Annotated in this window: 20 protein-coding genes, 1 other RNA gene and 1 pseudogene; 14 read left to right on the top strand and 8 right to left on the bottom strand. The window is 43.2% G+C overall.

Annotated elements, in window-relative coordinates; translation table 11 throughout:
* Positions 1 to 42 precede the first annotated feature (42 nt).
* Positions 43 to 360 carry a DUF1244 domain-containing protein gene (locus VEZ01S_RS15380; RefSeq protein WP_021714977.1) on the top strand — a complete coding sequence of 106 codons (318 nt, stop codon included), beginning with the start codon at positions 43 to 45 and terminating at the stop codon, positions 358 to 360.
* An 86-nt stretch (positions 361 to 446) separates the two neighbouring features.
* Here VEZ01S_RS15380 and VEZ01S_RS15375 read toward each other — a convergent pair whose 3' ends face one another.
* Positions 447 to 3122 (bottom strand): glycosyl hydrolase family 18 protein, encoded by a 2676-nt coding sequence (locus VEZ01S_RS15375; protein WP_040891183.1) that lies wholly within the window; start codon positions 3120 to 3122, stop codon positions 447 to 449.
* 736 nt (positions 3123 to 3858) lie between these two features.
* The gene (locus tag VEZ01S_RS15370) at positions 3859 to 4941 is read right to left on the bottom strand and encodes a PLP-dependent cysteine synthase family protein (RefSeq protein WP_040891181.1); all 1083 of its coding nucleotides are present in this window, start codon (positions 4939 to 4941) and stop codon (positions 3859 to 3861) included.
* 130 nt (positions 4942 to 5071) lie between these two features.
* Here VEZ01S_RS15370 and VEZ01S_RS15365 point away from each other — a divergent pair, with 130 nt between their 5' ends.
* Entirely contained in the window at positions 5072 to 5539 is a 468-nt protein-coding gene (locus VEZ01S_RS15365) for an Lrp/AsnC family transcriptional regulator (RefSeq protein WP_021714974.1), read from the top strand.
* Positions 5540 to 5603: 64 nt separating this feature from the next.
* Here the strand turns inward: VEZ01S_RS15365 and putP are convergent, their stop codons facing one another.
* The 3 genes from putP to VEZ01S_RS15350 all read right to left on the bottom strand — a co-directional run bounded on the left by putP (position 5604) and on the right by VEZ01S_RS15350 (position 8803).
* The gene (gene putP, locus VEZ01S_RS15360) at positions 5604 to 7037 is read right to left on the bottom strand and encodes a sodium/proline symporter PutP (protein ID WP_021714973.1); all 1434 of its coding nucleotides are present in this window, start codon (positions 7035 to 7037) and stop codon (positions 5604 to 5606) included.
* Positions 7038 to 7419: 382 nt separating this feature from the next.
* A complete protein-coding gene (tesB, locus tag VEZ01S_RS15355) occupies positions 7420 to 8277 on the bottom strand; it encodes an acyl-CoA thioesterase II (RefSeq protein WP_021714972.1) in 858 nt (285 codons plus the stop codon).
* Between the two features lie 223 nt (positions 8278 to 8500).
* Positions 8501 to 8803: an MGMT family protein gene (locus VEZ01S_RS15350; protein ID WP_021714971.1), complete on the bottom strand. Its 303-nt coding sequence runs from the start codon at positions 8801 to 8803 to the stop codon at positions 8501 to 8503.
* A 59-nt stretch (positions 8804 to 8862) separates the two neighbouring features.
* Between VEZ01S_RS15350 and VEZ01S_RS15345 the strand changes: the two genes are divergently transcribed.
* A complete protein-coding gene (locus VEZ01S_RS15345) occupies positions 8863 to 9597 on the top strand; it encodes a VP0952 family biofilm-associated protein (protein WP_040891179.1) in 735 nt (244 codons plus the stop codon).
* 122 nt (positions 9598 to 9719) lie between these two features.
* Positions 9720 to 9816, top strand: an RNA gene (gene ffs / locus VEZ01S_RS16685) — signal recognition particle sRNA small type.
* 185 nt (positions 9817 to 10001) lie between these two features.
* Here ffs and VEZ01S_RS15340 read toward each other — a convergent pair.
* The gene (locus VEZ01S_RS15340; RefSeq protein ID WP_021714969.1) at positions 10002 to 10979 is read right to left on the bottom strand and encodes a hypothetical protein; all 978 of its coding nucleotides are present in this window, start codon (positions 10977 to 10979) and stop codon (positions 10002 to 10004) included.
* Positions 10980 to 11479: 500 nt separating this feature from the next.
* Here VEZ01S_RS15340 and VEZ01S_RS15335 point away from each other — a divergent pair, with 500 nt between their 5' ends.
* From VEZ01S_RS15335 to VEZ01S_RS15315, 5 genes are all read left to right on the top strand, one after another.
* Complete coding sequence (locus VEZ01S_RS15335; RefSeq protein WP_021714968.1) at positions 11480 to 12685, top strand: YdgA family protein; 1206 nt, start codon at positions 11480 to 11482, stop codon at positions 12683 to 12685.
* 60 nt (positions 12686 to 12745) lie between these two features.
* A complete protein-coding gene (locus VEZ01S_RS15330; protein WP_021714967.1) occupies positions 12746 to 13585 on the top strand; it encodes a LysR family transcriptional regulator in 840 nt (279 codons plus the stop codon).
* A gap of 112 nt (positions 13586 to 13697) precedes the next feature.
* A complete protein-coding gene (locus VEZ01S_RS15325) occupies positions 13698 to 14426 on the top strand; it encodes a hypothetical protein (RefSeq protein ID WP_021714966.1) in 729 nt (242 codons plus the stop codon).
* 148 nt (positions 14427 to 14574) lie between these two features.
* On the top strand, positions 14575 to 14925 hold the full coding sequence (locus VEZ01S_RS15320) for a glycine zipper family protein (RefSeq protein ID WP_235868499.1): 351 nt from the start codon (positions 14575 to 14577) through the stop codon (positions 14923 to 14925).
* 192 nt (positions 14926 to 15117) lie between these two features.
* Positions 15118 to 15447 (top strand): hypothetical protein, encoded by a 330-nt coding sequence (locus tag VEZ01S_RS15315; protein WP_040891176.1) that lies wholly within the window; start codon positions 15118 to 15120, stop codon positions 15445 to 15447.
* A 53-nt stretch (positions 15448 to 15500) separates the two neighbouring features.
* Here VEZ01S_RS15315 and VEZ01S_RS15310 read toward each other — a convergent pair whose 3' ends face one another.
* Complete coding sequence (locus VEZ01S_RS15310) at positions 15501 to 16271, bottom strand: RluA family pseudouridine synthase (RefSeq protein ID WP_021714963.1); 771 nt, start codon at positions 16269 to 16271, stop codon at positions 15501 to 15503.
* Between the two features lie 260 nt (positions 16272 to 16531).
* Here VEZ01S_RS15310 and VEZ01S_RS15300 point away from each other — a divergent pair, with 260 nt between their 5' ends.
* Both VEZ01S_RS15300 and VEZ01S_RS15295 read left to right on the top strand, forming a co-directional pair.
* Positions 16532 to 17512: a cell division protein FtsZ gene (locus tag VEZ01S_RS15300; protein ID WP_021714961.1), complete on the top strand. Its 981-nt coding sequence runs from the start codon at positions 16532 to 16534 to the stop codon at positions 17510 to 17512.
* A gap of 2 nt (positions 17513 to 17514) precedes the next feature.
* Entirely contained in the window at positions 17515 to 18327 is an 813-nt protein-coding gene (locus VEZ01S_RS15295; RefSeq protein ID WP_021714960.1) for an FtsZ/tubulin family protein, read from the top strand.
* Between the two features lie 51 nt (positions 18328 to 18378).
* Here VEZ01S_RS15295 and sigZ read toward each other — a convergent pair whose 3' ends face one another.
* Positions 18379 to 18921, bottom strand: coding sequence for an RNA polymerase sigma factor SigZ (gene sigZ, locus VEZ01S_RS15290; RefSeq protein ID WP_021714959.1), 543 nt, complete (start codon positions 18919 to 18921; stop codon positions 18379 to 18381).
* Between the two features lie 300 nt (positions 18922 to 19221).
* Here sigZ and VEZ01S_RS15285 point away from each other — a divergent pair.
* From VEZ01S_RS15285 to VEZ01S_RS15275, 3 genes and pseudogenes are all read left to right on the top strand, one after another.
* A pseudogene (locus tag VEZ01S_RS15285) lies at positions 19222 to 19452 on the top strand (DUF3622 domain-containing protein); the annotation flags it as partial.
* A 451-nt stretch (positions 19453 to 19903) separates the two neighbouring features.
* Positions 19904 to 21703, top strand: coding sequence for an ABC transporter ATP-binding protein (locus VEZ01S_RS15280; protein WP_021714957.1), 1800 nt, complete (start codon positions 19904 to 19906; stop codon positions 21701 to 21703).
* Positions 21696 to 23528, top strand: coding sequence for an ABC transporter ATP-binding protein (locus tag VEZ01S_RS15275; protein ID WP_021714956.1), 1833 nt, complete (start codon positions 21696 to 21698; stop codon positions 23526 to 23528). The genes VEZ01S_RS15280 and VEZ01S_RS15275 overlap by 8 nt, the downstream gene beginning before the upstream one ends.
* The last annotated feature ends 11 nt before the right edge of the window (positions 23529 to 23539 follow it).

Below are 23539 nucleotides of genomic sequence, written 5' to 3'. Positions count from 1 at the left end.
GTTTGTTACTACGATTGAGATTAAATAAGAAGGAGAGAGACATTGACTCAAGCTAAGCACCAACAACTGTCACAACAAGAGCAAGATCAATTAGATGCTGCGGTATTTCGTCGTTTACTGGCGCATTTAGACAGTAATAAAGATGTGCAGAATATTGATTTGATGATCTTGGCAGGGTTTTGTCGAAACTGCTTTAGCAAGTGGTACACCGCAGAAGCAAAAGAAAAGGGCTTGGATTTAGATATCGATGATGCCCGTTTGCGTGTGTATGGTATGACGTATGATGAGTGGAAACAAAACCACCAATTACCGGCCACGCCAGAGCAGTTAGCGGCATTTGAAGCAAAGAATAAAAAATAATAGATCTTTGAGCTGATATAAAAAGTCCCTCAAGAATATTGAGGGACTTTAGTTTAGCTACTTTTCCAATAGTTTTTCGCTATCAGTTAGTATTTACACGTTGCGGAGCCTAGGTTAACCCATACTGGGTCAATGCCAGGTTCATCACCTTTTGTCCACCACTTAGCTTGCCAGCGTGAACCGTTGTGGTTAGTTTGCTCTGTACCTGAGTATGCAATTTCTGCATTCCATGGTAGTTCGATATTTGAAATCAACTCCCAACCTTCAGCAGTAGGTGTTGGCTCAGCTTGAGTCCACCATTTCGCTTTGTACACAAGACCTTTGTGGCTCACGGTTTCTGTTGTGTAAGTCGCGCCAGCTTCCCATGCAGGGTAGTTTGGTGCTTCTGGATCCGTGCCAGTACATTGGTTACCGTCTCCGGCACCGCCGTCACCTTCACCACCTTCATCGCCACCAGTGTCGCCACCATCGTTATCTTCTTCGATGTTTGCTACATGTACGCGGGTGGTTGCACTTGCAGTGTCTTCGCCATCGCTAACAGTGACATCGATTGAGAACTGAGTATCTGCATCAACTTCTGGAGCTGTTAGGACAATGCTGTTCTCATGACCACCGTCAATAATAACGAAGTCAGAAGGTACGTTCCAAGTGAATGCTAATGAGTCGCCATCAGCGTCATTGGCATTTGCCACAAGAGTAAATTGCGTATTTTCATCAACGTACACTGTTGGTGTAATAGCAATTGTTGGTGGTTGGTTAGATACCTCTGCCTTGTTAGTGATGACTACGCTATCGGTAGATGATGCACCTTCAGGATCAGCAACCGTTAAGGTAAAGGTATAAGACATGTCTGTTTCTGTGTAAGGAACGTCTACCGTTGGTTTAGCGTTGCTATTATTGATAATAGCAACCGTGTTACCTGCGGTTTGCTGCCAGTTGAACGTTAACGCCTCACCTTCAGGATCGGATGACAAAGAGCCATCTAGAAGAACAGAAGCAGGACCTGTTACAGTTTTATCAGCACCAGCACGTGCGATAGGAGCACGGTTTGGCTGCTCAGGATCAGTGACTGCATCACCGTGGCCTAAACCTTCATGCATTGCATTAATTAGGTCACCGTTATCGCCGTCCATTTCCCAGTGGAAAATACCGCCCATACCTTGTTGTACAGCGTATTGCGCCTTAGCTTTAATTGAGCGAGGGTTATCATAAGAAATTAATTCACCCGTTGACTCTTTAAAGATATAAGCGGCTTCTGCTGCTTCATCGTATCCTTGTACAAAGCCTTGTGCAGGAGTGTGGTTATCCACGATATCACGATAATCTAAAACGCCATCTTCCCAAGTGCCTTTGATTGGCCCAGTAGCTTCACCCGTAAACGGGTTTCCGTCAACGTATCCATGAACACCGCTCCAGCCACGACCGAAGGCTGCGCCACCAATGACCATTTTCTCAATTGGCACACCTTGCTCAAGAAGGATTTCTACGCCGCGAGAAGTGTAGTATTCAGACTCTTCCTCTACGGTGTTTACCGTTGATTTATGTAAGGCAGTTTGGTGGTTTAGAACGCTGTTGCTCCATGCACCATAGTAGTCGTAAGACATTAGGAAAATATGATCTAGATATTTAGACGCTTCTCCGTAATCGACAACGGCAAGTTTATCGTGACCAATGTTGATTGCTGATGCTAGCTCGTAGTAACGGCCGTTTTTCTCACCCAACTCGTCAAGCATTTGACGCAGTTCTTTCATTAAGGTGACGTAAGTTTTGCCATCGATCTCTTTATCACCTAGGTTAGGGTTTGCACCACCACCACCAGGGAATTCATAGTCAATATCAATACCGTCGAAGAATTTCCATGTTTCTAGGTATTCACGTACTGACTCGATAAAGGTGTGACGGATTTCGTCATCGTGCATAAAGAAGAATGGGTCAGAAAGTGTCCAGCCACCGATAGAAGGCAAGATTTTAAGATCTGGATTGGCGCGTTTTGCCGCCATCATTTGACCAAAGTTTCCTTTGTATGGCACAGACCAGCCTTCTACACCTTTCTGAGGTATTTGGACTGCTGCCCATGGGTCATGCATTGCCACTTTAAAGTCTTCACGGCCCGCACAAGCACGTTGTAGAGCTTCAAAAGAGCCATCGATAGTTTTTAGAGAGTCATTGATGCCGTGACCACCACACATCGGAACAAAGCCATAGAGCATACGGTTTAAGTTGGCAGTAGGCGCTTTATCGATAGGGTAATCACGACCGTATACTGCCCACTCTACAACGTATGTGCCTACGATTTTACCTGTAGTGTTTTCGTAGGGTTTGTTGTTTTCAGTCCAAATGGTCTCGAGTGGTTCCATGTGGCTGCCGTCAGTGTCAGCAATCGTTAGGAGCGTTTCTTTTGAGCGGCTGATGCCATCTTTATTTTCAAGCTCGATAACCATGTCATAAAGACCGCCTTTGTTCATGGTGAAAACGGCTTTATTTGCTGAAGCATCGCCTTCCCACACAACGTTACCGTCAAGAAGAATGCGCGCAGTATCAGCAGGGTCACCTGCCCATACATCCCATGTAATTTCAAGGGTGAGCTCTTCGTGCACCGCTTTCACTACTTGTTCATATGCGGTGGCATCGTGATCAACCTCAACTAGCGCGAAGGTGTAATCACCCCACGATATTACAGGGTCACCAGGGGGAGCTGCAATCGCTGGCGCAGCCAAAAGGGATCCAAGAATGGATAAAGATAAAAGTGATTTGTTAAACATAAACGTTAACCTTAATAAAAATAAAAGTATTTTCAATTGGGGGACGTCTGGTTCGAACATCAAGATAAATTAGATAATATTCTTATTTGCACCTTGATTTTACTTATTGTTTAAACTCCACTAGGAATAACGTGGTGTTCAAGTTTGAGTATTCGAGAGACATTTAAATTATGTATTTAAATTTATTATAGTTAAACGAATAACCATCATTTGAATCAATATATGCAACACAACACGCAACTTGATAAAAAATATTGCATGGAATTGTGCTTTATCTTAAAAAGAGTTTATTTTCGTCACAAATTAATGCAGGCAACTCGGATGTTAGCTGCGGAGTTTATGCAGGGTTAGTCATGAAATATGATTTATAGTATTTATTTATCAGTGACTTAGTGTGACTATTGGCGAGCTAAGGAAACCAAGGTAGGAGTCGGCGTATGGGAAAAGAGTGCAGCAACAAAAGAGAAGGTGCTATGAAAGGGAATAGGTAACTGTGAATAGACACCCAGCTTGTAAGAACGACTACAAGTTGAGTTTACTTATATGAAATATAGTTTCAGTTGCTGGCGAGTTAAATGAATTAGCTAGGCTAATCAACTTAATTATTTATTATTGTCTGATAACATTATTATTAATTTAATGAGTAAATTACATTGTATAAATTAAAAAATGGCGCCTAATTAATAGGACGCCATATTATATAGAGTTACTGGAATACAATAAATTATATTTTCATTTATTTGTTAGCTGCGTTTACTTTAAATAACGACTGCAAATGATCGTGACTTGGTTGAACATCGCCAATCGTGCTCTTGATCCACTGTGGATTATAGTAAGTATCAAGGTAGCGCTCGCCACTATCACACAGTAAGGTCACGATTGAACCTGTCTCGCCATTGTCATGCATGCGTTTAGCCAGTTGCAAAACGCCGTATAAATTCGTGCCTGTTGATGGACCAACTTTACGCCCTAGCTTGTGCTGTAGCCACTGCATTGTGGCAATAGAGTGGGCATCAGGTACTTTAATCATTTCATCCACCACACCAGAGATAAAGCTCGGCTCCACCCTAGGTCGACCAATACCTTCGATATTACTGCCGCGATCTAAGGTAATAGACGCATCTTTGCTGTGGTAATAGTCATAAAACACCGAGTGACTAGGATCGACAACGCAAAGTTGCGTATCGCATTGTTGATAGCGAATGAATCGGCCAATAGTGGCAGACGTGCCTCCTGTACCTGGGCTCATGACTATCCATGTTGGTATAGGATGCTGCTCTAGTTTCATTTGATTAAAAATAGAGTTGGCGATGTTGTTGTTGCCACGCCAATCAGTTGCACGTTCAGCGTAAGTGAATTGGTCCATATAGTGACCATTTAATTGTTCTGCTAAGCGATGTGACTCAGCGTAGATTTCATCAGAATGGTCGACTAAATGCGCTTGACCGCCATAAAACTCAATTTGTTCTATTTTTTTCTTAGCCGTACTTTTTGGCATCACCGCAATAAATGGCAAACCGAGTAAACGAGCAAAGTAGGCTTCAGAAACCGCGGTACTGCCAGAAGAGGATTCTATGATTGGCGTTTTAGGGCCTATCCAGCCATTACATAGAGCATACAGAAACAAAGAACGAGCCAAACGGTGTTTTAAAGAACCGGTCGGGTGGGTGCTCTCATCTTTTAGGTAGATATCAATACCCGCAAAGGCATCAATATCGAGCTTAATTAGGTGAGTGTCCGCTGAACGTTGATAGTCTGATTCAATGATCTGAATCGCACGATTGATCCATTGGTGTGTGCAGGTGTCTTCAGTGTTCATCATTGCTTTCCTGTATCTCTTTGACTGTGTACGTATAATTTAGCCTGTAATGAAGAGAAAAACTTACCCAATGATGTGCTTTGTCATCTAATATGTAGAAAACTTTGCTACAAAAATAAGAATTAGTGAAATGAATATCGACAAGACAGACAAAAAGTTACTGGCGATGCTACAAAAAGACGCCACGCTATCCTTAAGCGAGCTTGCTGAGGCGGTGAACTTAACGACCACACCCTGCTGGAAGCGATTAAAAAGGCTAGAAGAGGCGGGTGTGATTCAGGGGCGGGTTGCATTATTGGACCCGGAAATGCTTGGTTTAGCGTTCACTGCGTTTGTGCTGATCAAAACGTCTGATCATTCTCATGAGTGGTATCAGATGTTTGTGGATAGAGTTTCCGAGTTTGAACAGGTTATGGAGTTCTATCGCATGGCGGGGGACTATGACTATATGTTGAAAGTGCTGGTTAAAGACATGCAAAGTTTCGACGCTTTTTATAAAACACTGGTCAATGCGGTGCCCGGGATCTCTAACGTTACATCAACGTTTGCCATGGAATCGATAAAGTACACTACTGAGCTTCCGTTAGAGAGTGTGTAATAGCCAATAAAAAAGGCGAGACTGAATGCCTCGCCGTAGTGTATTCATTCGCTGTGAAACTCAGCTAGATTTGCAGTTGAGTAATCGTTGCTTGTGATGGTGCTTTAGTCACTTTACTAACAGCAATAATTGAGATGAAAGACAAAATGAATGCCGGTAGCAATTCATAGAAGTACTCTCCCTCAATTGACACGTAATTCTTAACAATAAAGATAGTCACTGCGCCGACGATCATGCCCGTTACCGCACCTGCTTTGGTTGTGCCTTTCCAGCATAAAGATAAAAGCATTAATGGTCCAAAGGCAGCACCAAATCCACCCCACGCATACCCCACCATAGCGAGAATTGAGCCGTCGTCATTTGAGGCAATAATCAATGCAAATACAGCAAACCCGACCACCCCTAAACGGCTGATCCATGCTTTCTTATTTTCATCCATCTTGCTGATAAAACCGATATCCTCGGTCAGTGATGACGTAAGAACGAGCAGCTGGGAATCCGCCGTCGACATGACCGCCGCCAATACTGCGGCTAAAATGAAGCCAGCAAATACTGGATGGAATAATGCGTCGGTTAAGGCAAGGAAGATGCGTTCGGAGTTACCATTTGCACCCGATACCGTTTCTAGTGGGTGGATAGCGTCATAACCAATACCAATCAAGGCAATGGAAATAGAGAGCACGAGTGTGAGTACCATCCAAGAAATGCCAATGCGACGCGCTTTAGCAATGTTTTCAACTTTATCAATTCCGACAAAGCGAGCTAAGATATGCGGCTGACCAAAGTAACCCAATCCCCATGCCATCAATGAGGCGGCAGTGATAAATCCGGTCGAGAATTTAAAGGCTTCAGGTTTCACTTCACTAATGTTGACACTTGATTCTGCGATGACCGAATACCCCAGCAACATACAAAATGCTAAAGCCGCTAGCATGAGAATACCTTGTACAAGGTCTGTCCAACACACCGCCATATATCCACCAAGAAAGGTGTAAGAGATCACGACGAAGGCAGTGACATACAGCGCCACTTCTTCTGTTGTACCAAAGCTGTGGGCAAACAGTAACGTGCCGCCTTTTAATCCTGATGCAACGTATAAAGTGAAGAAGAATAGGATAACGATGGTCGAAACGGTTTTAATCAGCCCTGTTTCATCTTCAAATCGCTTAGATAAGAAACTTGGAAGGGTAACGGTATTACTCGCTTCAGTTGCGACACGTAAACGAGGGGCAACGATCAGCCAATTAAGATACGCGCCTAAGGTTAAACCAACACCAATCCACACACCTTCAACGAGTCCACTGGCAAAGACTGCACCTGGTAAGCCCAACAATAGCCATCCACTCATATCAGAAGCACCAGCGCTGACCGCTGAGGTGACTGGGCCTAAGGTGCGCCCCCCGATAATGAAGTCTTGGTTATTGTGTGTTTTTCTCATGGAATAGTAGCCAATCCCCAGCATTGCTGCGAGATAAAGACCAAATTGTAAATAAATCATATACTGCCTTTACGTCCGTGGTTAAAAAGGTGCAGGTTACTAAAAAAGCCTAACTGCTACGCCAGTGTTACACGTTGTGTGCATATTGTTAATTGATTTATCTTTGTTGATGCTATAGCCATCACATTTATTTAGCGATTAAAGATGATGCAGAGGAAATGACTGGGAGCAAGGCACGCTATTTAGCGCAAAGCACATCCATAAGCTATTGCTTTACAAGACAAAGTGTAACGCGGTGAGTACGCATTTTATTTTCTGAGACTTAATCGATACCGGTGAAGATGACACTAATGGTTAATTGGCGAGAGGTTAACCATTTATGGGAGCGCTAAACGCCACTTGAGCTTCAAGCCGAGTCGCGCTCCCTGCTATATCTATATCTTTAGCTTTGACGCATGACGCCTTCTTGAACCGCACTCGCCACCAGATCACCGGCGCGGTTGTATAGTTCACCACGCACTAGTCCGCGAGAATTGCTTGCTGTTGGGCTGTCAATGGCATACAGCAACCACTCATCCATCTTAAATGGACGGTGAAACCACATCGAGTGATCAATGGTTGCAACCTGAAATTTAGGGGTCAGTAAGCTAACTTGGTGTGGGTGCAAAGCAGTGACTAAGAAGCCCCAGTCCGATGCGTAGGCAAGTAAGTATTGATGAATCAGTTGATCGTCCGGCAATTGTCCGTTAGCTTTGATCCACAAGTATTGCTTTGGCTCTTCTTTATGGGGTTTCAGCGGGTTAACGACTTTGACTGGGCGAACTTCAATTGGCTTTTCACCGCAGAATACCTGTTGGATCTTCTCGGGTAAAAATTGTGCGATTTGCTGAGCAAGCTCTGTTTCTGAGGCAAAATGTTCAGGACCTGGAATATCAGGCATAGTGTTCTGGTGCTCAAAACCTGGCTGTTCACCATGATAGGACGCAGTAAGATAGAAAATAGGACGACCGTTTTGAATCGCTTTTACTCGGCGAGTACTGAATGTTCTGCCGTCACGTAGATGTTCAACGTCGTAAATGATCGCTTTTTCAGGATCGCCTGGACGCAAAAAGTAACTGTGAAATGAGTGTACACTTCTATCATTAGGAACGGTATAACGCGATGCAGACAGTGCTTGTCCTAAAACTTGACCGCCATATACCTGAGGTAATCCAAGGTGCTCACTTTCACCACGGAACAATCCAAGTTCTAGTCGTTCCAACTGTAAAAGCGTCAATAGTTTGTTAAGTGGTTTACTCATCTGACCTCCGAGTTGATTTAAATCGAAAATACCCGCTAATGAGGGATTAGACAAGTGCTAATTGTGATGAGATCGAAAGCAATCTTTTCAATATAGTGCTAGTTGTGAGGGAGTGCGATAGAGGAAACGTCAAGATTTAATAGGTATGGGTAATCGCGTAATACTCGCTAAGTTAAACATTTCATTAACATTTGGTAAAAAGTGATGATAGAACGTATTTGACTTACGGCTGCCATCGAAACTCTTTTAGTTTCACTTTTCCTGCACTATTAAACACAATACCTTCTGCAATCAAGCGTGATTGCTGCCGTTGTAAATCTTCTCCTTTTAAAGAAATTTCACCTTTGCTGTTTATTACTCTATGCCACGGAAGGGATGAGCCTTCGGGTAAATTACTTAAAATAGCGCCTACCTGTCTTGCGTAGCCTGGAAAGCCTGAAAATTTAGCTATATCACCATAGGTGCTTACCCTGCCTACCGGAATTTGGTGAACTAAAGCAAAGACATTGTGCTTTAAATGATGCATAATTGTACCTGATTGTTAAATAATTTGAGGAATAAAAACGTAGTCGCAAGGAGGCGAATATCATGTTTTCTACCGTTCAATTTTTTATCACTACATTGCTGGCTATAATCTGTGCGCAATCTATCGATGTGAGCCAAGGGGATATTCCTGTTCTTGCGCTTGCCATTCCTGCACTTTGGATTATGTCACGTTCTCGCGCCTCAGGCATATTTCTGTTAGTCGGACTTTGTCTGTTTGGGTCCACTCTTGCGCATCAACCAACAGCGTTATCGGTATCAATGTGGATTGTATTTCCACTACTCATGGTTGCGTTTTCTAAGCGCTGTACCAGCAGTGCACGCTGGAGCGTGTTTAGTTTCTTTATGTTTATGCAATCTGGAATTATCTATTCGCAGATGCAAGGCATATTAAGCGGTGCGCCTATCTTTACTTTACTGCAAATTGCCAGTGTATCCATGATTTGGCTAGCGGCCGTGTCATGGAAAACATCCTCTAAACATGGTTGGTGGGCACTGTTTCTAGTATTGCCTCTACTGATGGCAGGGATGGCTCACGCCGCACTTATCTCACTGACCATTGTTGGGATTATGGCCTCTATGGAAAACATGGCGATACACAAATCAAAATGGCTGAAACTGCAATGCTGGACCTTACCAACCGCAGCATTTGCGTCTTTGGTGGCAATGCCTAGTGGGAACGTACAAGGAATTGTTCTACTGGTTTGGTTATTGATTTTAGCGGCTATCTGGATGACTGATTACATCTTACGCATAAACGAAGAATTCGGCGATTAAACTTTCAACGCTTAGCGCCAAGTTACTAGAAAAGCCACAAAAAGCGCTTGTATAAAAGCAAAGGATGATGAATAATCCAAACACTTCTTTAGCAAACCTATTTGCTGAAGTCGCTCTATGGGGGTTGGTCCTCTCGCAACAATAGTTCGTGAACTCGGTCAGGTCCGGAAGGAAGCAGCCGCAGCGAATGACTTGTGTGCCGGGATGTGGCTGGCCCCCACCCAATTCTGCTCTACCTTTCCATATTCTAAACATCCTGTGTAAACACACTTATCAAATACATCAGCATTTGTAGTCGCTACTGTTGTTAGTAGATCAATTTCTAATTTTCTTTATTACTTGCTCGATATTTTATGGTGTCGCTTAGTACGCACTCTTTCAAAAGTACGCACCAGAGTCCTCCATTATTTAACTTCATACCTAAATAGAACTTCGTTATCCAATACCACATTGGTGGACCAGATGAAGTGTGCACCTGCGCCGCTGAATTTTTCAATGAAGTTCATGTAAGACTTTTTGTTGTTTACGCCGATTTCACGTTCTGAGTATTGGGTTGCTGGTGGCCAAGAGGTTGAGTTAAACCCTTGATTCATCCAGTCAGCGGGGACTTGCCAGTGAGCGGCGTATGCGTTGTCGCCACTGTTGGTGCTGGCTGTTGTACAGGTATCGGACAGGCGCTTACCATCGATTTCACTTAAGCAGGTTAAGTCATAAATGGGCGCGGTATAAAAGGTTTGTGCTTGCCAGTCAGAACTGGTTACGGTGCCGTCGCTAAAACTTGCGATAAAACCACCGTCTCCGGGATGGTGGGAGACCCCGCGACTATACTCTGTGCCTACGCCTAAGTTTTCTTCCCAATCAATGGCTTTTACAGCAATCGTATATGGCTTATTTACCTTGAACTTTACAATACTAGAGTTAAAGGGAGTAAAGGGAACGCTATCGATGGCAACGAGTTGACCATTAATGTATAGCTCAAAGTAATTGTCGGCAAAAATGTAGCCTGTGATTTCTTCTCCGTCGGCGTCAATTATTGCGACTGGAACAGAGTCTACATCAACATCTGCGATGCTTCGGGGGGTGATATTGGCGCACTGCTCATACAGATCGACGGCTTTGTTGGCGTGAGCAAAATGATTTGTGGCAGGAACTGTCCAAACTTTACCTTCAGCATCAGTAATCTCACCTATGCCCGCAACGCGACTCCTGCCATTATCACATTCAAAAAGATTCTCTTTGATGGTCTTTGCTAAACCTTGGGTAATGCTGGCAGAACCATGATAATCATTGAGGTTGCTACTCGCTATAACGTCGGATGATGGAGAGCAGCCCATTGTGAATAAGGCGATAGATGACAGAGTGATAATGTGGTTATTTTTCATAGTTATAGGTCTATATCCAGTAAAAAGATAGCGCACTTTTATGAGTGTAGTTGGTGTTTAAAATGGAGCAAGGAACAGCAACTTCTAAAGTAGGTGGTTTTAGGTAAAGGTGCGTAAACAAAGAGTAATGTTTGGTAAATCCATCGTACTAAATCGTGAATTTTGCGCGGTGATAATCATCACTTCGGTGTTTACTTTACGCGGTAGTAGCTCATTGTTTGCCTTCCTTGGCAGATTGAACGGAGTTCTTGCATGAGTGAGGCTGACAAAGTGAGATTCACGTCGCTTTTTTCCCTTTTGCAGCCTGTTTAATAAGGCGCAAAGTGATAATTGAAGCGATCATTGACATGATAATGTACAGCGATTGTATTGCGTTCCTCTGTTTGGTTTTCGTTCAATCGTCGGTTGCGTGTATTCACAAGTATCTAATTTTTATAGTCGGCCTATTCAGGTCAATATTGATAAACATACGTTCAAGAATGTCGGGATAGGAAATAGAGATGAAGAAAAGTGGAATTGCTGTGGCTGTGATTGTTTTGGCGGGTGGCGTTTATGTGGCGAATAATATATTGGTGGAAAAAGCCGCCAATGAGCTAGTCAGTTATGTGGAACACCTTGCTCATGAAACCAGCAGTAGTGCGCATGCCGATGTACAAGTGCTTGGTTCGACGGTCAATGGCAACCAGATAGAACAAGAGTTAGCCATCTATGTCATTGATAACGGTAAGCGTATCGAAAATCCAATTTATATTACCCACAGTGCTCAAGTAGGCTTATTCGGTTTCAGCGTGGATGGCAAGCTTATCCTAGCCAAAGATAAAGGCTTAGCTGCTATGTTTATTAGTGAGGTGACCTCTTTTAATGAGAATATCAATTACACGCTGAGGCCTACAACGCACTCTATCGACCTCAGTAGCAAGCTTAATATCGGCGTTATTCAGGGTAAGCACAAAGAAACGACTAAGATTGGTGAAATGGCAATGGCGGTCTCGGGCACAGTAGAAGATAGCGTTATGACGTTTACTGTTGATGGCCTAAATATTCATGACTATAACGGGAATATGTTCAATTTTGGTAAGCTCACCATTGATCAAGTCACAACCGCAGAAAACCACACACTGGATATTACGCTATCGAATGGTTCAATTTTGGATCCCTCAGGCTCTTTACACTTTAAAGATATTAAGTTGCTTACGAGCACCGGTGTCGGAGATATGAGTGCTATTAACTACGATTGGACAATCGGTTCTGTGGATGTCAACTCTGCAACATTAACGTTAGATGATTTTAAGATGGGCTTAAAAGGGCGTCTGGAAGGGTTTGATTCGAACAAACTAATGGATTACAGCAACCTAGTCAGTAGTCATCGATTAGATGAGGCAGATGCATTATTTGCCGAAATACTGGGGGATGGCTTTAAGTTTAGCAACATTGATTTTTACGTAAACGATTCGAGTATCAAAGGGGGCGTCGTATTGACGCAAAGGAACTATCAAGGTCTCCCACAGAGACAAATTACTGAGGCAATAGCAGATGCAATGTCTGTTGATTTAGATGTTACTTTGACGCCACAAGTGATCTCACGCGCGGGCATTCCGCCAAAAGTGACCAACCAACTCATGACGATGGACGAAAAGAACAACTATCACTCTAAGATCATTATTGCTAACGGTAAAGTAACCGCAAATGGGGTCAGTCTAAATTAATGCTTGCCAATATGAGGTGCTTTGCATACGTTAAGGTTTGGGCATTAAAAGTGGTGAAGCATGGACTTAAACTTATTAACGACGTTTTTATCAGTTTATCATCACAAATCGATTACGCTCGCATCTGAAGAGCTCGAACTTTCGCAACCTGCGATAAGCGCTTCTCTAAAGCGTCTTGAAGGGGTAATTGGCAAAGCATTATTTGTGCGTGAAGGCCGTGGCATTGTTCCTACGGGGGCGGCGGTGGCACTGGCAAATAAAATTGAGTCACCGATGTCAGTGCTGGAAACCATTGAAGGCCAGCAAGATCATCTTAATGTGTACTGTAGCGAAGCGGTGCTGTTTAAAGTGGCTCATATTGACAATATTACTATTGCTGAAACGCCGTTGGACGAAGAGATCATCATTGACGATTTATATACACAAAAAGTCGATTTAGTGATTGATGCTATGTCGAGCAAGCATCAAAGTTTAATTGTCGAAGAGTTTCATGAAGAAGATGCAGTATGCCTTACTCGCCTTGAGCATCCGAGGATAAAAGGACAAATCTCTCTTGAACAGTATTTTAACGAGCAGCATATTGCGTTAAAGGTTCGAAGGAACAACCTAAACACCCTCAATCATCTTAGCGACAAACCTGTTGCTACAAGAAAGATAAAAATCGAGACAGGTTCAGTGGCGAGCATGCTTGCCATTGCCTCTCAAACCGATTTTATCGCGTCGTCGTCTCGCGAGATTGCCGAAGAGTTTGCTCAAAATATGGGGCTTCGTATCCATGAAATCCCTTTTGAATTGAACAGAATTAAATTTAATATGATCTACCACCGTCGTTACATCAACGATGCTTTTCATAAAGCAAAACGAGAGGCATTGCGTAACGCAATCATACAACGTTCGTAAATAGCACTAGGTATTCATCTGGTTGAGGTTTTATCTAAACTTGACCTTATATATTGACGCTTATGCTTTGAGGATAATCCGCGTACACAAACTAATATACGTGGAGAACATCATGAAATTACGAGCTTTAGCACTTATTTGCGCCACTTCATTTACTGCCACCGCTTTTGCAAACTCAACCTCAATTTACTTAGAGCAAAATGTGGCATCTAATGCGGCGGATCATGGTGAGTATGCCACTGAAGCGGGTGCAAATATTGCGGTGTCTGAAAACGGCAGTGTGTATATCGGCTTTGACGATCAAGGTTGGTTGGCCGCAGGTTATGGGCATGATTTTAGCTTATCAGATAAGGTTAATTTTAATGTTTACACCGAATTAGGTAAGTGGGAAACGGGTGAGGAAATACTCATCGAAGGTATTGTAAATTACGATATCAATGACAACATTAGCGTGTTCACAGGCATCGGTTACAACCGCTCTGAACAAGTGCTAGAAAAGTTCAGCGATAGCGGAATTAATACCAATAAATTTATTGCCGGTACTCAGTTAAATTGGGCTGGATTTAATTTGGCTTATCAATACACCCACGAGAATAGAAATGGCTCGAATGGTGGATATACTCATGCTGGCAATGAGGCGTACTTCTCGCAAGATGATTATCGAACCAATGAGCATGAAGTGATACTGTCTAAAACCATTAATGATTTTACGCCGTACATAAAATATACCTACTTTAATACTCACGAAGGTGAAATAAGCAGTACTGGAGATTATGGTTCTTTGCGCGGCCCAATTGATAACGACAATATTCTGACGCTGGGTATTTCTTACCAGTTCTAATCGTTATCCATCCATTTATTTATCATCTTGCAGGCAAAAGGAGTTGCCTTTAGTTAGAGGCTAACCGATGCATTTCCCTTGCTTTAAACCTTCATCTTATCTTGCATATTTCACGTTGTTTTTGTCTTTATTTATCGCATCTCCTGCAATGTCTCACAATTTAATCTTTGATGAAAAGCAGTACGATGAGAGTCAATTCTCCGTAGATTTAACGCAGTGCGAGGCGCTGATTAATGATGTGGGAAACCATGAAGGAAGCGGTGCTGTGGAGCAAGGCGTAAAGCGTGGCGTACGAGGTGCAGCAGCAGGGGCAGCCGCAGGTGCGATATCAGGAAATTCGGGTTCTGATGCAGCGAAAAAAGGGGCGGCCATAGGCACGACTATGGGCTTGTTATCTGGGCGAGGGTCAAAAAATACAGCTGAGAATAGAAACCAGCAAGAGCGAGAGCAAGTGATGCGAAATTGCATGATTGGCCGTGGATATCAGCCTTTAAATTAATGAAAATGGGTCTTTGCTAGGCAGCGATTATCTTATAGCGATCGAACTCAATAACGGGGTTAGAATTTTTGATTGTAGAATCACGATTTATCGAGAAATTCTGCCTTGTTCTCACGCATTTTTCCTGCGCTATCTCTGATCACTGACTTAGTGTTATTGGTATTACACATATCACTCATAAACAGAAGTGATGTGCGATCTAAACTCAGCTTTATCGTTAAATGGCAACGACTGCGCGATGATAGTCATATTGATTCAGATGAGGAACTCAATATGACGAATAATAACGTTTTTGGAAAGACCATTAGCACCTTAGCATGTATCGCGTTTTCATCTTCCTCCATTGCCCACGATAGAGATCGACCTTTTGAACCAGAGCTCGATGATTATAGCTATGAAGTGTTTTTGGACTCGCCTGACCCTATGCTCAATATGGTATTTAATGAAGACGGTTTACAACAAATAGAATGGGATAATCAAACGTGGCAAGGCACTCATGCTACAAATGGATTCCACTTGTGAGGTCCCATAGCCACCTTTGCGGTGGCTTTTATAGACTTAAAATGGCGAATGGACTATGTAAAAGGGTTTGGACTACGCCCATGCATAGCTTCGCCTGTCGTGGGGTGGGTAAAATAAAGATCACTGGCATGGAGCATTAAGCGTTGGTTTACTTGTTGTCGCTCATTATTCGGCTCCAGACGATGTTCAAGCTTTGAGTCGTTATAAAGATCGCACCCAATAATAGGATGACCAAATTCAAGACTATGGATACGCAATTGATGAGTGCGGCCAGTGATCGGGGTGAATTGCACTAAGGTTCTTGCCGGGTTGTCTAAACGCTGAATGACTTGATATTCACTGATGGCGCTCTTGCCTGTGTCGAAACAAATTTTTACTCGTGGGAATAAGGCTTTGTCCTTGGCTATTGGTGCTGAGATTTGTCCGCTATCATTGCTCACCCAGCCAGATAACATCGCGATATAACGCTTTTGTACAGCTCGCATTTGAAATTGCTTGTTAAGGCTTTTAGAGGCTTCTTGATTCAGTCCAACCACCATAATCCCAGAGGTGCCCAAATCAAGTCGATGCGGCAGTTTTGCTTCTGTGAACGCAGGCGTTGTTTTTTGATTATTATCTTCCATCGCGGTTTGACCGTTGACTAAACGGTAATGCACTGAATCCCAATTAAGCGGGTTCTTTCCCGATAAGCTCAATAAACCACTGGGTTTATTGATAAGCAAAATATCGCGGTCTTGATATAAAATATCGATATTACTTTTGCACTTGGGCGCCACAAAGTGATCAATAATTTGGGGGGCGGTAGTGGCGTTGGATTGAGGCATTTCGATATCCTGATGCAATAAGTCAATTGAGCAATTCATTGGCGAAGAGCTTACCAGAAATAGTCAATATAGATGGGGTTGTGAGATGGGTTTCTTGTATAAACTTATTTTGTGGCTCACTCCTATTAAAGGCCGCACTTCGTGAGTTCTCAATTTCAGACATTATCTGCATGGTTTTAGTCAATATCATGGTATGGCGACACTTTGTGTCGCAAGTCGGGTTACTCTTTTCTCTTATTTCAATATAGAAGGAAGCCCACATGTTTTTACCTGAGCATTTGCATCGAATCGCGGTCGTTGGCGTAGGATGCTGTGGTCACAATACGATTAATTACATCAAAAAAGAGTTGGATGACAATGTCGATCTATTTGTCTTTGATACCGACTCACGAGGCCTAGAAAGTGATGAGCGAGTCACCCGTATGGCGATTGGTCAAGAGATAACTGATGGGCGTAGTGCTGGGGCGATTCCTAGTGTGGGTGAAAAAGCTGCTCACGCTTCATTTGATGAGATAAAGCAGCACCTTACTGGTTATGACATGATCTTTATCGCTGGTGGACTTGGCGGTGGCACGGCAACTGGCGTTATTCCAGTGCTGACTCAAATGCTCAGTGAAGAGGAGTGTCTTTGCGTCACCATAGTCACCACCCCCTTTGGTTTTGAAGGTAAGAAAAAGCAATTTTTTGCCCAAGAGGCGATAACTAAAATTAACACCACATCAGATTCGTGCGTGACGGTTTCCAACCAAAAACTGCTGCACACTATGGCCAAAAGTAGCACTTTGATTGAGGCGTTTGAATCTTCCAATCAGGTCCTCAAACGTTCACTTCTGGGCATTTACTCTCTAATTTCGACAACGGGCTATATCAATCTAGATTTTGCTGATGTGAGAACCGTTATCAGCGGTGCGGGTGCTACTGTAATTGGCTATGGGCAAGGCGTGGGCGAGTACCGAATCAAACAGGCAGTGGAAACTGCGCTGATCAATCCTTTATTGGAAGATTATGACTTAGAAAAAGCTAAAGCGGTGCTGATCAATATTACTGCTGACCATTCATTAAGACTGGATGAAATCCATCTAGCTGGTAAGTTGCTTACTGAGCAGATTGAATCAGAAATCCCAATTATTATCGGCACGGTGATCAGTGATGTTCCTCAAGATGATATAAAAATCTATGCCATTTTTAGTGGCGTGGAAAAGAAAGTGAGTAACTTACTCAAGCCAAAAGGGATTGAGTGATAATGAACATAGAGAGTGAGGTAGCGGCGACTGAGACCGTAACTGAGACAGTAATCAAAACAACAAGTGGGGCAGTAATCAGAGACCCGCGGCTTTTACCCGTGGCATACAGTGAACAGTGTGCCGATTTCTTGATTATATCTAATCGGCCGCATGTGTTATCCGTCGCTTTATTACCAGCCATCGGGCGTACTTGCTTTGCCTCTGCAAAGCAGGTGAGTCGTGCGTGTTTAGCCCCGTTTGATCTGATTGTGATTGTTGATGACGGAATGGATCAAAGAGAGGTGCGTCGTTTGCAAAGTAAATTGCAGCAGGGTAAGGCGTATTTTACTGTTGTAGTCGCTGGCAATGAAGCTACTCGGCAGCGTTGGGTTGGTCAGGTCGATAGTGCATTTTGCATCGGGAGTCAGCATCAGCAAGGTAATTTCATCAATCGAATACTAGAGAGTATCGAGCTCAAGGGGTTTGTTTGTATTGATTATGCCGATATCTACTCTGTGTTCTGCAATATGGGAAAAGGGGATTTCTTTCAAGGAAGCGCGAAAGGAAAGTTTCGGGTGTTTCATGCCATTGATAACGCGCTAGGGCATTTTGCAAGTGGCGGTGACAGTAGTGGTGAAACTAAAGCCGACACTGCTTTGATGGTGCTGAGCGGTGGATTAAACATTACGTTAGACGAGTGGGAGTCAGCGTTAAGGTACCTCGACTCAAAGTTGCCAGAACGTTGCTGCACGATAGGTGCGACAAAATTACTTGCAGATGGACTTATTGATGAAACGCTAATGGTGTCCATTTTTTTGAATCAAGTAAGGTAGTTGCTTTTTTAAGGCTTTTCATTCTATTCGAAAAGCCTAAATGCCGCGATGTTACTGAGGCTTACACTCTTTGTATTTCTTGTGATAATCCATCAGATTACCTTTTGTATCCATCTCAAAATCACAGCACTGCTTAAAGGCAGCGTGTAATGTATTGCGACTTTTCTTTACCCTAGATTTTAGAGTGGAGTATTTGATGCCGTGTTGCTCGGCATAATCCTTTTGCGATACCCCTTCAATTTCAATCGCATTCAGTAACTGTTTATCGTCTTCATCTAATGCATTGATAAAGGGCAATACGCACTCAGCAAGTTGGTCATACAAGTGTTGGTTCGGTTGCTCGTGCCATAATTCTTCATTTTCTGGAGGCAGATTTTTGTTTTGTACACGATAAAAATCGATGATGCTACGCTGAGCAATCTGAAACAGCCAAGGCTTGATCTTGGTGACATCTTTTACCGTATTCAAACTGCGATAAGTTTTAATTAAAATTTCTTGCAAGAGATCATCGACATCATCAGGGTTGTTGATGTTTTTGTGCAGAAAGGCTTTTAGGCTTGTTTGGTATTGTGCCCAAATGGTTTCAATATTCATCGAATAGGATCTCTAGTTTTATCAGGGTGCGCAGCACAACAGTATCGTATACAAAAAGCATTGTTATTTCGGCAATATCATCTCATAGAGTTTACATGAACCAAAATACCAAGCGAGGTAATAAAAGATTACAAAAAGATAGGCGACTATGTTTTAATGGCGCCCTATTAATAGATGCCACTATGTGTGGATGCCATCTGCTCCTTTTAACCAATAAAGTTTAAGTCGGAAACGGTATTTTGGAAAGATGCTCGAATCTTGCCATGATACGCCAATCTTGGGCTTTTTAGAGAAATAACTATGTCTGATCATAAGAAATTTACTGTTCGCACTGTAGAAAAACGCAACGGCTGGTGCGCAGAAATCGTACGTCAAATCTCATCACGTAGAACGACTGTTTCTAAACGTGAAATGGGTTTTGAAACTGAAGCACAAGCACAAGCTTGGGGCGAGAAAGAGCTAGAAGTGTTTATTCAAAATCAAGCTGAGCGCAACAAACGTAAAGCTGCTGAACGTAAAGCGAAAGAGCAATAAACGCTAGATAATAAGACTTTACATGGAAAATAGAGTGATCAAATAGTATAAGTTGATGAAGCCCTAACGCTGAAAAATGGACAATAGACGAGTGTAGGGGCTTGACTCATAACAGACATCTTTAAACCCATCCCGCTAAATTCTTTCCCTTATTAAATGCCCACACACGGCCCTCATGTCGTTAGGTGTATCATTTTTATCCCCGTGATTTCATAGAAAGTACTTTTTTAAAAAAAGTTTCGTCTTTTTTGGTGTGCTTACGTCTTATGTAGGTGTGGTCAATTTGACAGAAACAAAAACGGCTTATCTTTAACCGTCAACGCTAAACCTAATACCAATCACACCAAGTAAGTGTTTAGAACTAACGCCGTTGTCGAGTATTTTAACAAGCTAGAATGAGCGGTTATTTAATACGATTGGTATCAGTGACGGTAAAAACTGGAAAACTATGAACATTCTTTGGAAACTAAAAGGCTATCTCTTACGATTTCGCCGACAATATTTAATCGCGTTTGCCGCTTTACAGTTGGTTGCATTAGTCAATCTACTCCCTTCGTGGCTTATTGGTCGCATTATTGATGGCATTAGCGCCGATACATTGGATACCCAAGCACTGATCCTACATATTGCGGGCATTGTGGCCGCAGGCGCAACGATGTATGGCCTTCGCTTTATTTGGCAAAGTAAGCTGTATGGTTCTTCTATTGCCATCACGCGCATTATTCGTAGTGAGCTATTTCAGAAGTTCTCTTTGCTATCACCCGCTTTTTATTCGCGTCGCAGTACGGGTGATTTGATGGCGCATGCCACCAACGACTTGAATGCAGTAGAAGAAACCTTGGGTATGGGCATCATGACCTTAGTCGATTCGTTTATTGCGGGGATTACGGTCATCTTAGGCATGATCTTTGTTGTGAGCGGTCAACTAACGGCAATCGCTTTACTGCCGTTTCCATTGTTAGTGCTTATTACTCGACGTTACGGCATCACGTTGCACAAGGCGTTTGGTAAAGCACAATCGGCATTTTCTGACTTAACCGAAGAAACAAGAGAAACCGTATCAGGTATTCGTGCGGTACGCTCACACGGCATCAGCGCGCGCCAACAGCAGCGTTTTGCCAACAGTTTAGATGATACGGTGCAGACAAACTTAGCTGTGGCAAAAGTCGACTCTGCTTTTGGACCAACGATCCAATTGGTGTACGGGTTATCGTTTGTCATTTCATTAGGTTATGGCGCATGGTTGATACAACAAGGCAGCATCACGGTGGGTTTGTTTACGACTTTCACTTTGTACCTAGGGCAATTGCTGGGGCCTTTCTTGCAGTTTGGCTGGCAGTTTAATGTCTTCCAACGTGGCAGTACTTCTTGGTCTCGCTTAGAAAAATTATTTGCTGAAAATATCGAAGTGCTAGAAGGGGATAACACTCTGCCTAACGATGCTGATTCAAGCATGAGTTTTGATATTTCCGCTTTCACCTACCAAAATGCCAATCGAAATGCACTTGAGCACATTAAATTTGATTTGCCATCTGGTGGATTGGTCGGAATTACAGGCCCTACCGGAGCCGGTAAAAGTACGTTGTTACATTTAGCATTGCGCCAGTTTCAATTAGAGAGTGACTCAGTCATTTACTTATCAGGTACACCCACACAAACCCTGACTTTTGAGGCGTTGCGTAGCAAGTTGGCATGGGTTCCGCAAAAGCCGCATTTATTCTCCGGAAGTATTGCTGAGAATATTGCGTTAGCTAACCCGGACGCAACTCAATCTGACATCGAACATGCAGCCGAGATGGCGGGAATCAAACAAGAAATAGAGGCAATGCCAGAAGGGTTTACCACACCTTTACGAGAGGGGGGCAGCAATCTATCTGGAGGTCAAAAACAGCGTTTAACGCTGGCGAGAGCTTTATTGTCTGGAGCTGACGTATTATTGCTCGATGACCCGTTTAGTGCACTGGACATGAAGACGGAAGTACAAGTACGACAAAACCTAAAAGCGCATTATGCGCATAAGACGGTGTTGTTGGTGACTCAGCGTTTGACCAACCTGATTGAAGCGGATCATATTTTAGTGCTTCAGGATGGAAAAATAGAAGAGCGTGGAACCCACCATGATTTGGTGGCGAATCAAGGTTGGTACTCGACGGTGTATCAGCGTCAAAGTCAACTGGGCAAGGCTGTGAATGCCGAACAAGACAGTGCCACACAACAGTCCGATCCAGAGAGGGCATCTCATGAATAATTCTCAAGTGAATAACAGCCTTTACCGCCGATTATTTGCCTTTTCATTGCCGCATAAAGCACGTTTTGGCTTTGCTTTTGCCATGCTCGCATTATCAGTTTGTGCCGAAATGGCCATTCCCTGGCTAGCTAAAATCATCTTGGATGAGGTGATTGTGCCAGGACAATTTGAGTGGCAACAGTTGCTGATGTTAACGGGATTGGTGTTGCTGTTTTATCTCTTTGCCGCGGTATTTGGCTATTTGCAGGCTATTACCTTTAAGCACGGCGCACTGCTGGTGGTTAAAGATGTGCGCAATAAACTGTTTCATCATGTATTGAATTTTCCCATTGCAACGTTTGATAAATTATCCACGGGTAAGTTGGTGTCCTACATCACCAATGATACTGAGTCATTGCGTAATATGTATGTATCTACTATTCCAACGGTGATTCAGGGCGCATTGCGCATTGTTGCGATTTTTATCGCGATAGCGCTGCTTGATTGGCACTTGATGTTAATCAGCTTAGTCCTTATTCCAGTTTTGCTGACGACGATGCACTTATATCGAAAAATATCCATGACGGTGTTTGACGGTATTCGCGTGCAAGTGAGCAACATTAATGGGCAAATTAACGAATCTTTAGAAGGAATGGCGTTAATTCAGGCATTTCGTCAGCAAAAAGCGTTTCAAGCCAAATTTGAAAAAGAAAACCAAACTTGGTTTCACTATCGCACTAAATCCGTTGCTATTGATAGCTTAATGCTACTGCCTTTAACTCGCTTAATCGCCACCTTAACCGCGGCCGGAATAGTGGCGTGGTTTGCGGAGGCGTCATTATCGACCGTGGTGGAAATTGGTACCCTATATGCCTTTTTAAACTACATTGAACGCTTTTTTGACCCGTTTCGACAGTTGTCGATGGAGTTGCGTAAGTTGCAAGTGGCTACCGTATCGTCAAAACGCATTTTCGAGTTGCTCGATGATAAGACAGATATAGAACACGCTTTGCCCGAAGTGACCATTCAACCTGCCCATGACATAGAGTTTCGTAACGTCACTATGGAATATGAGGCGGGTAAACCGGTATTAAAAGACGTGAGCTTTACCGCTAAGGGTGGCAAGTTTACTGCCATTGTTGGACATACTGGCAGTGGTAAAAGCTCGGTGATTAATCTGTTAATGCGCTTTTATCAGCAAAAAGAAGGAGAGATCTTAATTGGTGGGCAGCCTTTGCAAACTCTTTCGGAGCCTCAGTTGCGTAAGCTATTTGGTTTAGTGTCTCAAGACCCGACTATTTTCAGTGGCACCATCGCTGACAATATCGATCTTTCTCTTACGGGTAATAGGACTACGCAAGCAGACGCGAGCGATGCTCGTCATCAAAAAGCGATTCGCGCGGCACAAACAGTGAAAGCGGATCGTTTTATCGAGCGATTGCCGGGTGGGTATGAGCACAATATTGCCAATGGCGGTGCATCGTTATCGGTCGGCGAGCGTCAACTGTTAGCACTGGCCCGTGCTATCTCACATGATCCTAAGATCTTTTTGCTCGATGAAGCGACCGCCAATATTGACTCAGAATCGGAAGAAACGGTGAAACAAGCACTGGAAAATATTCAAGACGGCAGGACGGTTATTACGGTCGCACACCGTCTATCGACCATAAAAAATGCCGATCAAATTTTAGTCATGGATAAAGGCAGAGTTGTACAAAGTGGCACTCACCAAACCCTTATTGAGCAGGCGGGTGATTATCGTGATTTATACCTTGCGCAAAAAGCGCAAGAAGAACAAGAACATCAAAACAGCACACTTGGCCTGATGGCAACAAGCGTGGCGTAAACGATTAAAAA

This window comes from Vibrio ezurae NBRC 102218 (assembly GCF_000467185.1).
In the GTDB taxonomy this organism is placed as follows: domain Bacteria; phylum Pseudomonadota; class Gammaproteobacteria; order Enterobacterales; family Vibrionaceae; genus Vibrio; species Vibrio ezurae.
Note: the sequence above shows the minus strand (reverse complement) of the source record. Positions and strands in the feature narration are given on the sequence as shown.

Bases quoted from the DNA above. Each gene is read 5' to 3' on its own strand.
- VEZ01S_RS15375 (WP_040891183.1), bottom strand. From the start codon at position 3,122: ATGTTTAACAAATCACTTTTATCTTTATCCATTCTTGGATCCCTTTTG.
- VEZ01S_RS15370 (WP_040891181.1), bottom strand. From the start codon at position 4,941: ATGAACACTGAAGACACCTGCACACACCAATGGATCAATCGTGCGATT.
- VEZ01S_RS15365 (WP_021714974.1), top strand. From the start codon at position 5,072: ATGAATATCGACAAGACAGACAAAAAGTTACTGGCGATGCTACAAAAA.
- putP (WP_021714973.1), bottom strand. From the start codon at position 7,037: ATGATTTATTTACAATTTGGTCTTTATCTCGCAGCAATGCTGGGGATT.
- tesB (WP_021714972.1), bottom strand. From the start codon at position 8,277: ATGAGTAAACCACTTAACAAACTATTGACGCTTTTACAGTTGGAACGA.
- VEZ01S_RS15350 (WP_021714971.1), bottom strand. From the start codon at position 8,803: ATGCATCATTTAAAGCACAATGTCTTTGCTTTAGTTCACCAAATTCCG.
- VEZ01S_RS15340 (WP_021714969.1), bottom strand. From the start codon at position 10,979: ATGAAAAATAACCACATTATCACTCTGTCATCTATCGCCTTATTCACA.
- VEZ01S_RS15335 (WP_021714968.1), top strand. From the start codon at position 11,480: ATGAAGAAAAGTGGAATTGCTGTGGCTGTGATTGTTTTGGCGGGTGGC.
- VEZ01S_RS15330 (WP_021714967.1), top strand. From the start codon at position 12,746: ATGGACTTAAACTTATTAACGACGTTTTTATCAGTTTATCATCACAAA.
- VEZ01S_RS15325 (WP_021714966.1), top strand. From the start codon at position 13,698: ATGAAATTACGAGCTTTAGCACTTATTTGCGCCACTTCATTTACTGCC.
- VEZ01S_RS15320 (WP_235868499.1), top strand. From the start codon at position 14,575: ATGTCTCACAATTTAATCTTTGATGAAAAGCAGTACGATGAGAGTCAA.
- VEZ01S_RS15310 (WP_021714963.1), bottom strand. From the start codon at position 16,271: ATGCCTCAATCCAACGCCACTACCGCCCCCCAAATTATTGATCACTTT.
- VEZ01S_RS15300 (WP_021714961.1), top strand. From the start codon at position 16,532: ATGTTTTTACCTGAGCATTTGCATCGAATCGCGGTCGTTGGCGTAGGA.
- VEZ01S_RS15295 (WP_021714960.1), top strand. From the start codon at position 17,515: ATGAACATAGAGAGTGAGGTAGCGGCGACTGAGACCGTAACTGAGACA.
- sigZ (WP_021714959.1), bottom strand. From the start codon at position 18,921: ATGAATATTGAAACCATTTGGGCACAATACCAAACAAGCCTAAAAGCC.
- VEZ01S_RS15280 (WP_021714957.1), top strand. From the start codon at position 19,904: ATGAACATTCTTTGGAAACTAAAAGGCTATCTCTTACGATTTCGCCGA.
- VEZ01S_RS15275 (WP_021714956.1), top strand. From the start codon at position 21,696: ATGAATAATTCTCAAGTGAATAACAGCCTTTACCGCCGATTATTTGCC.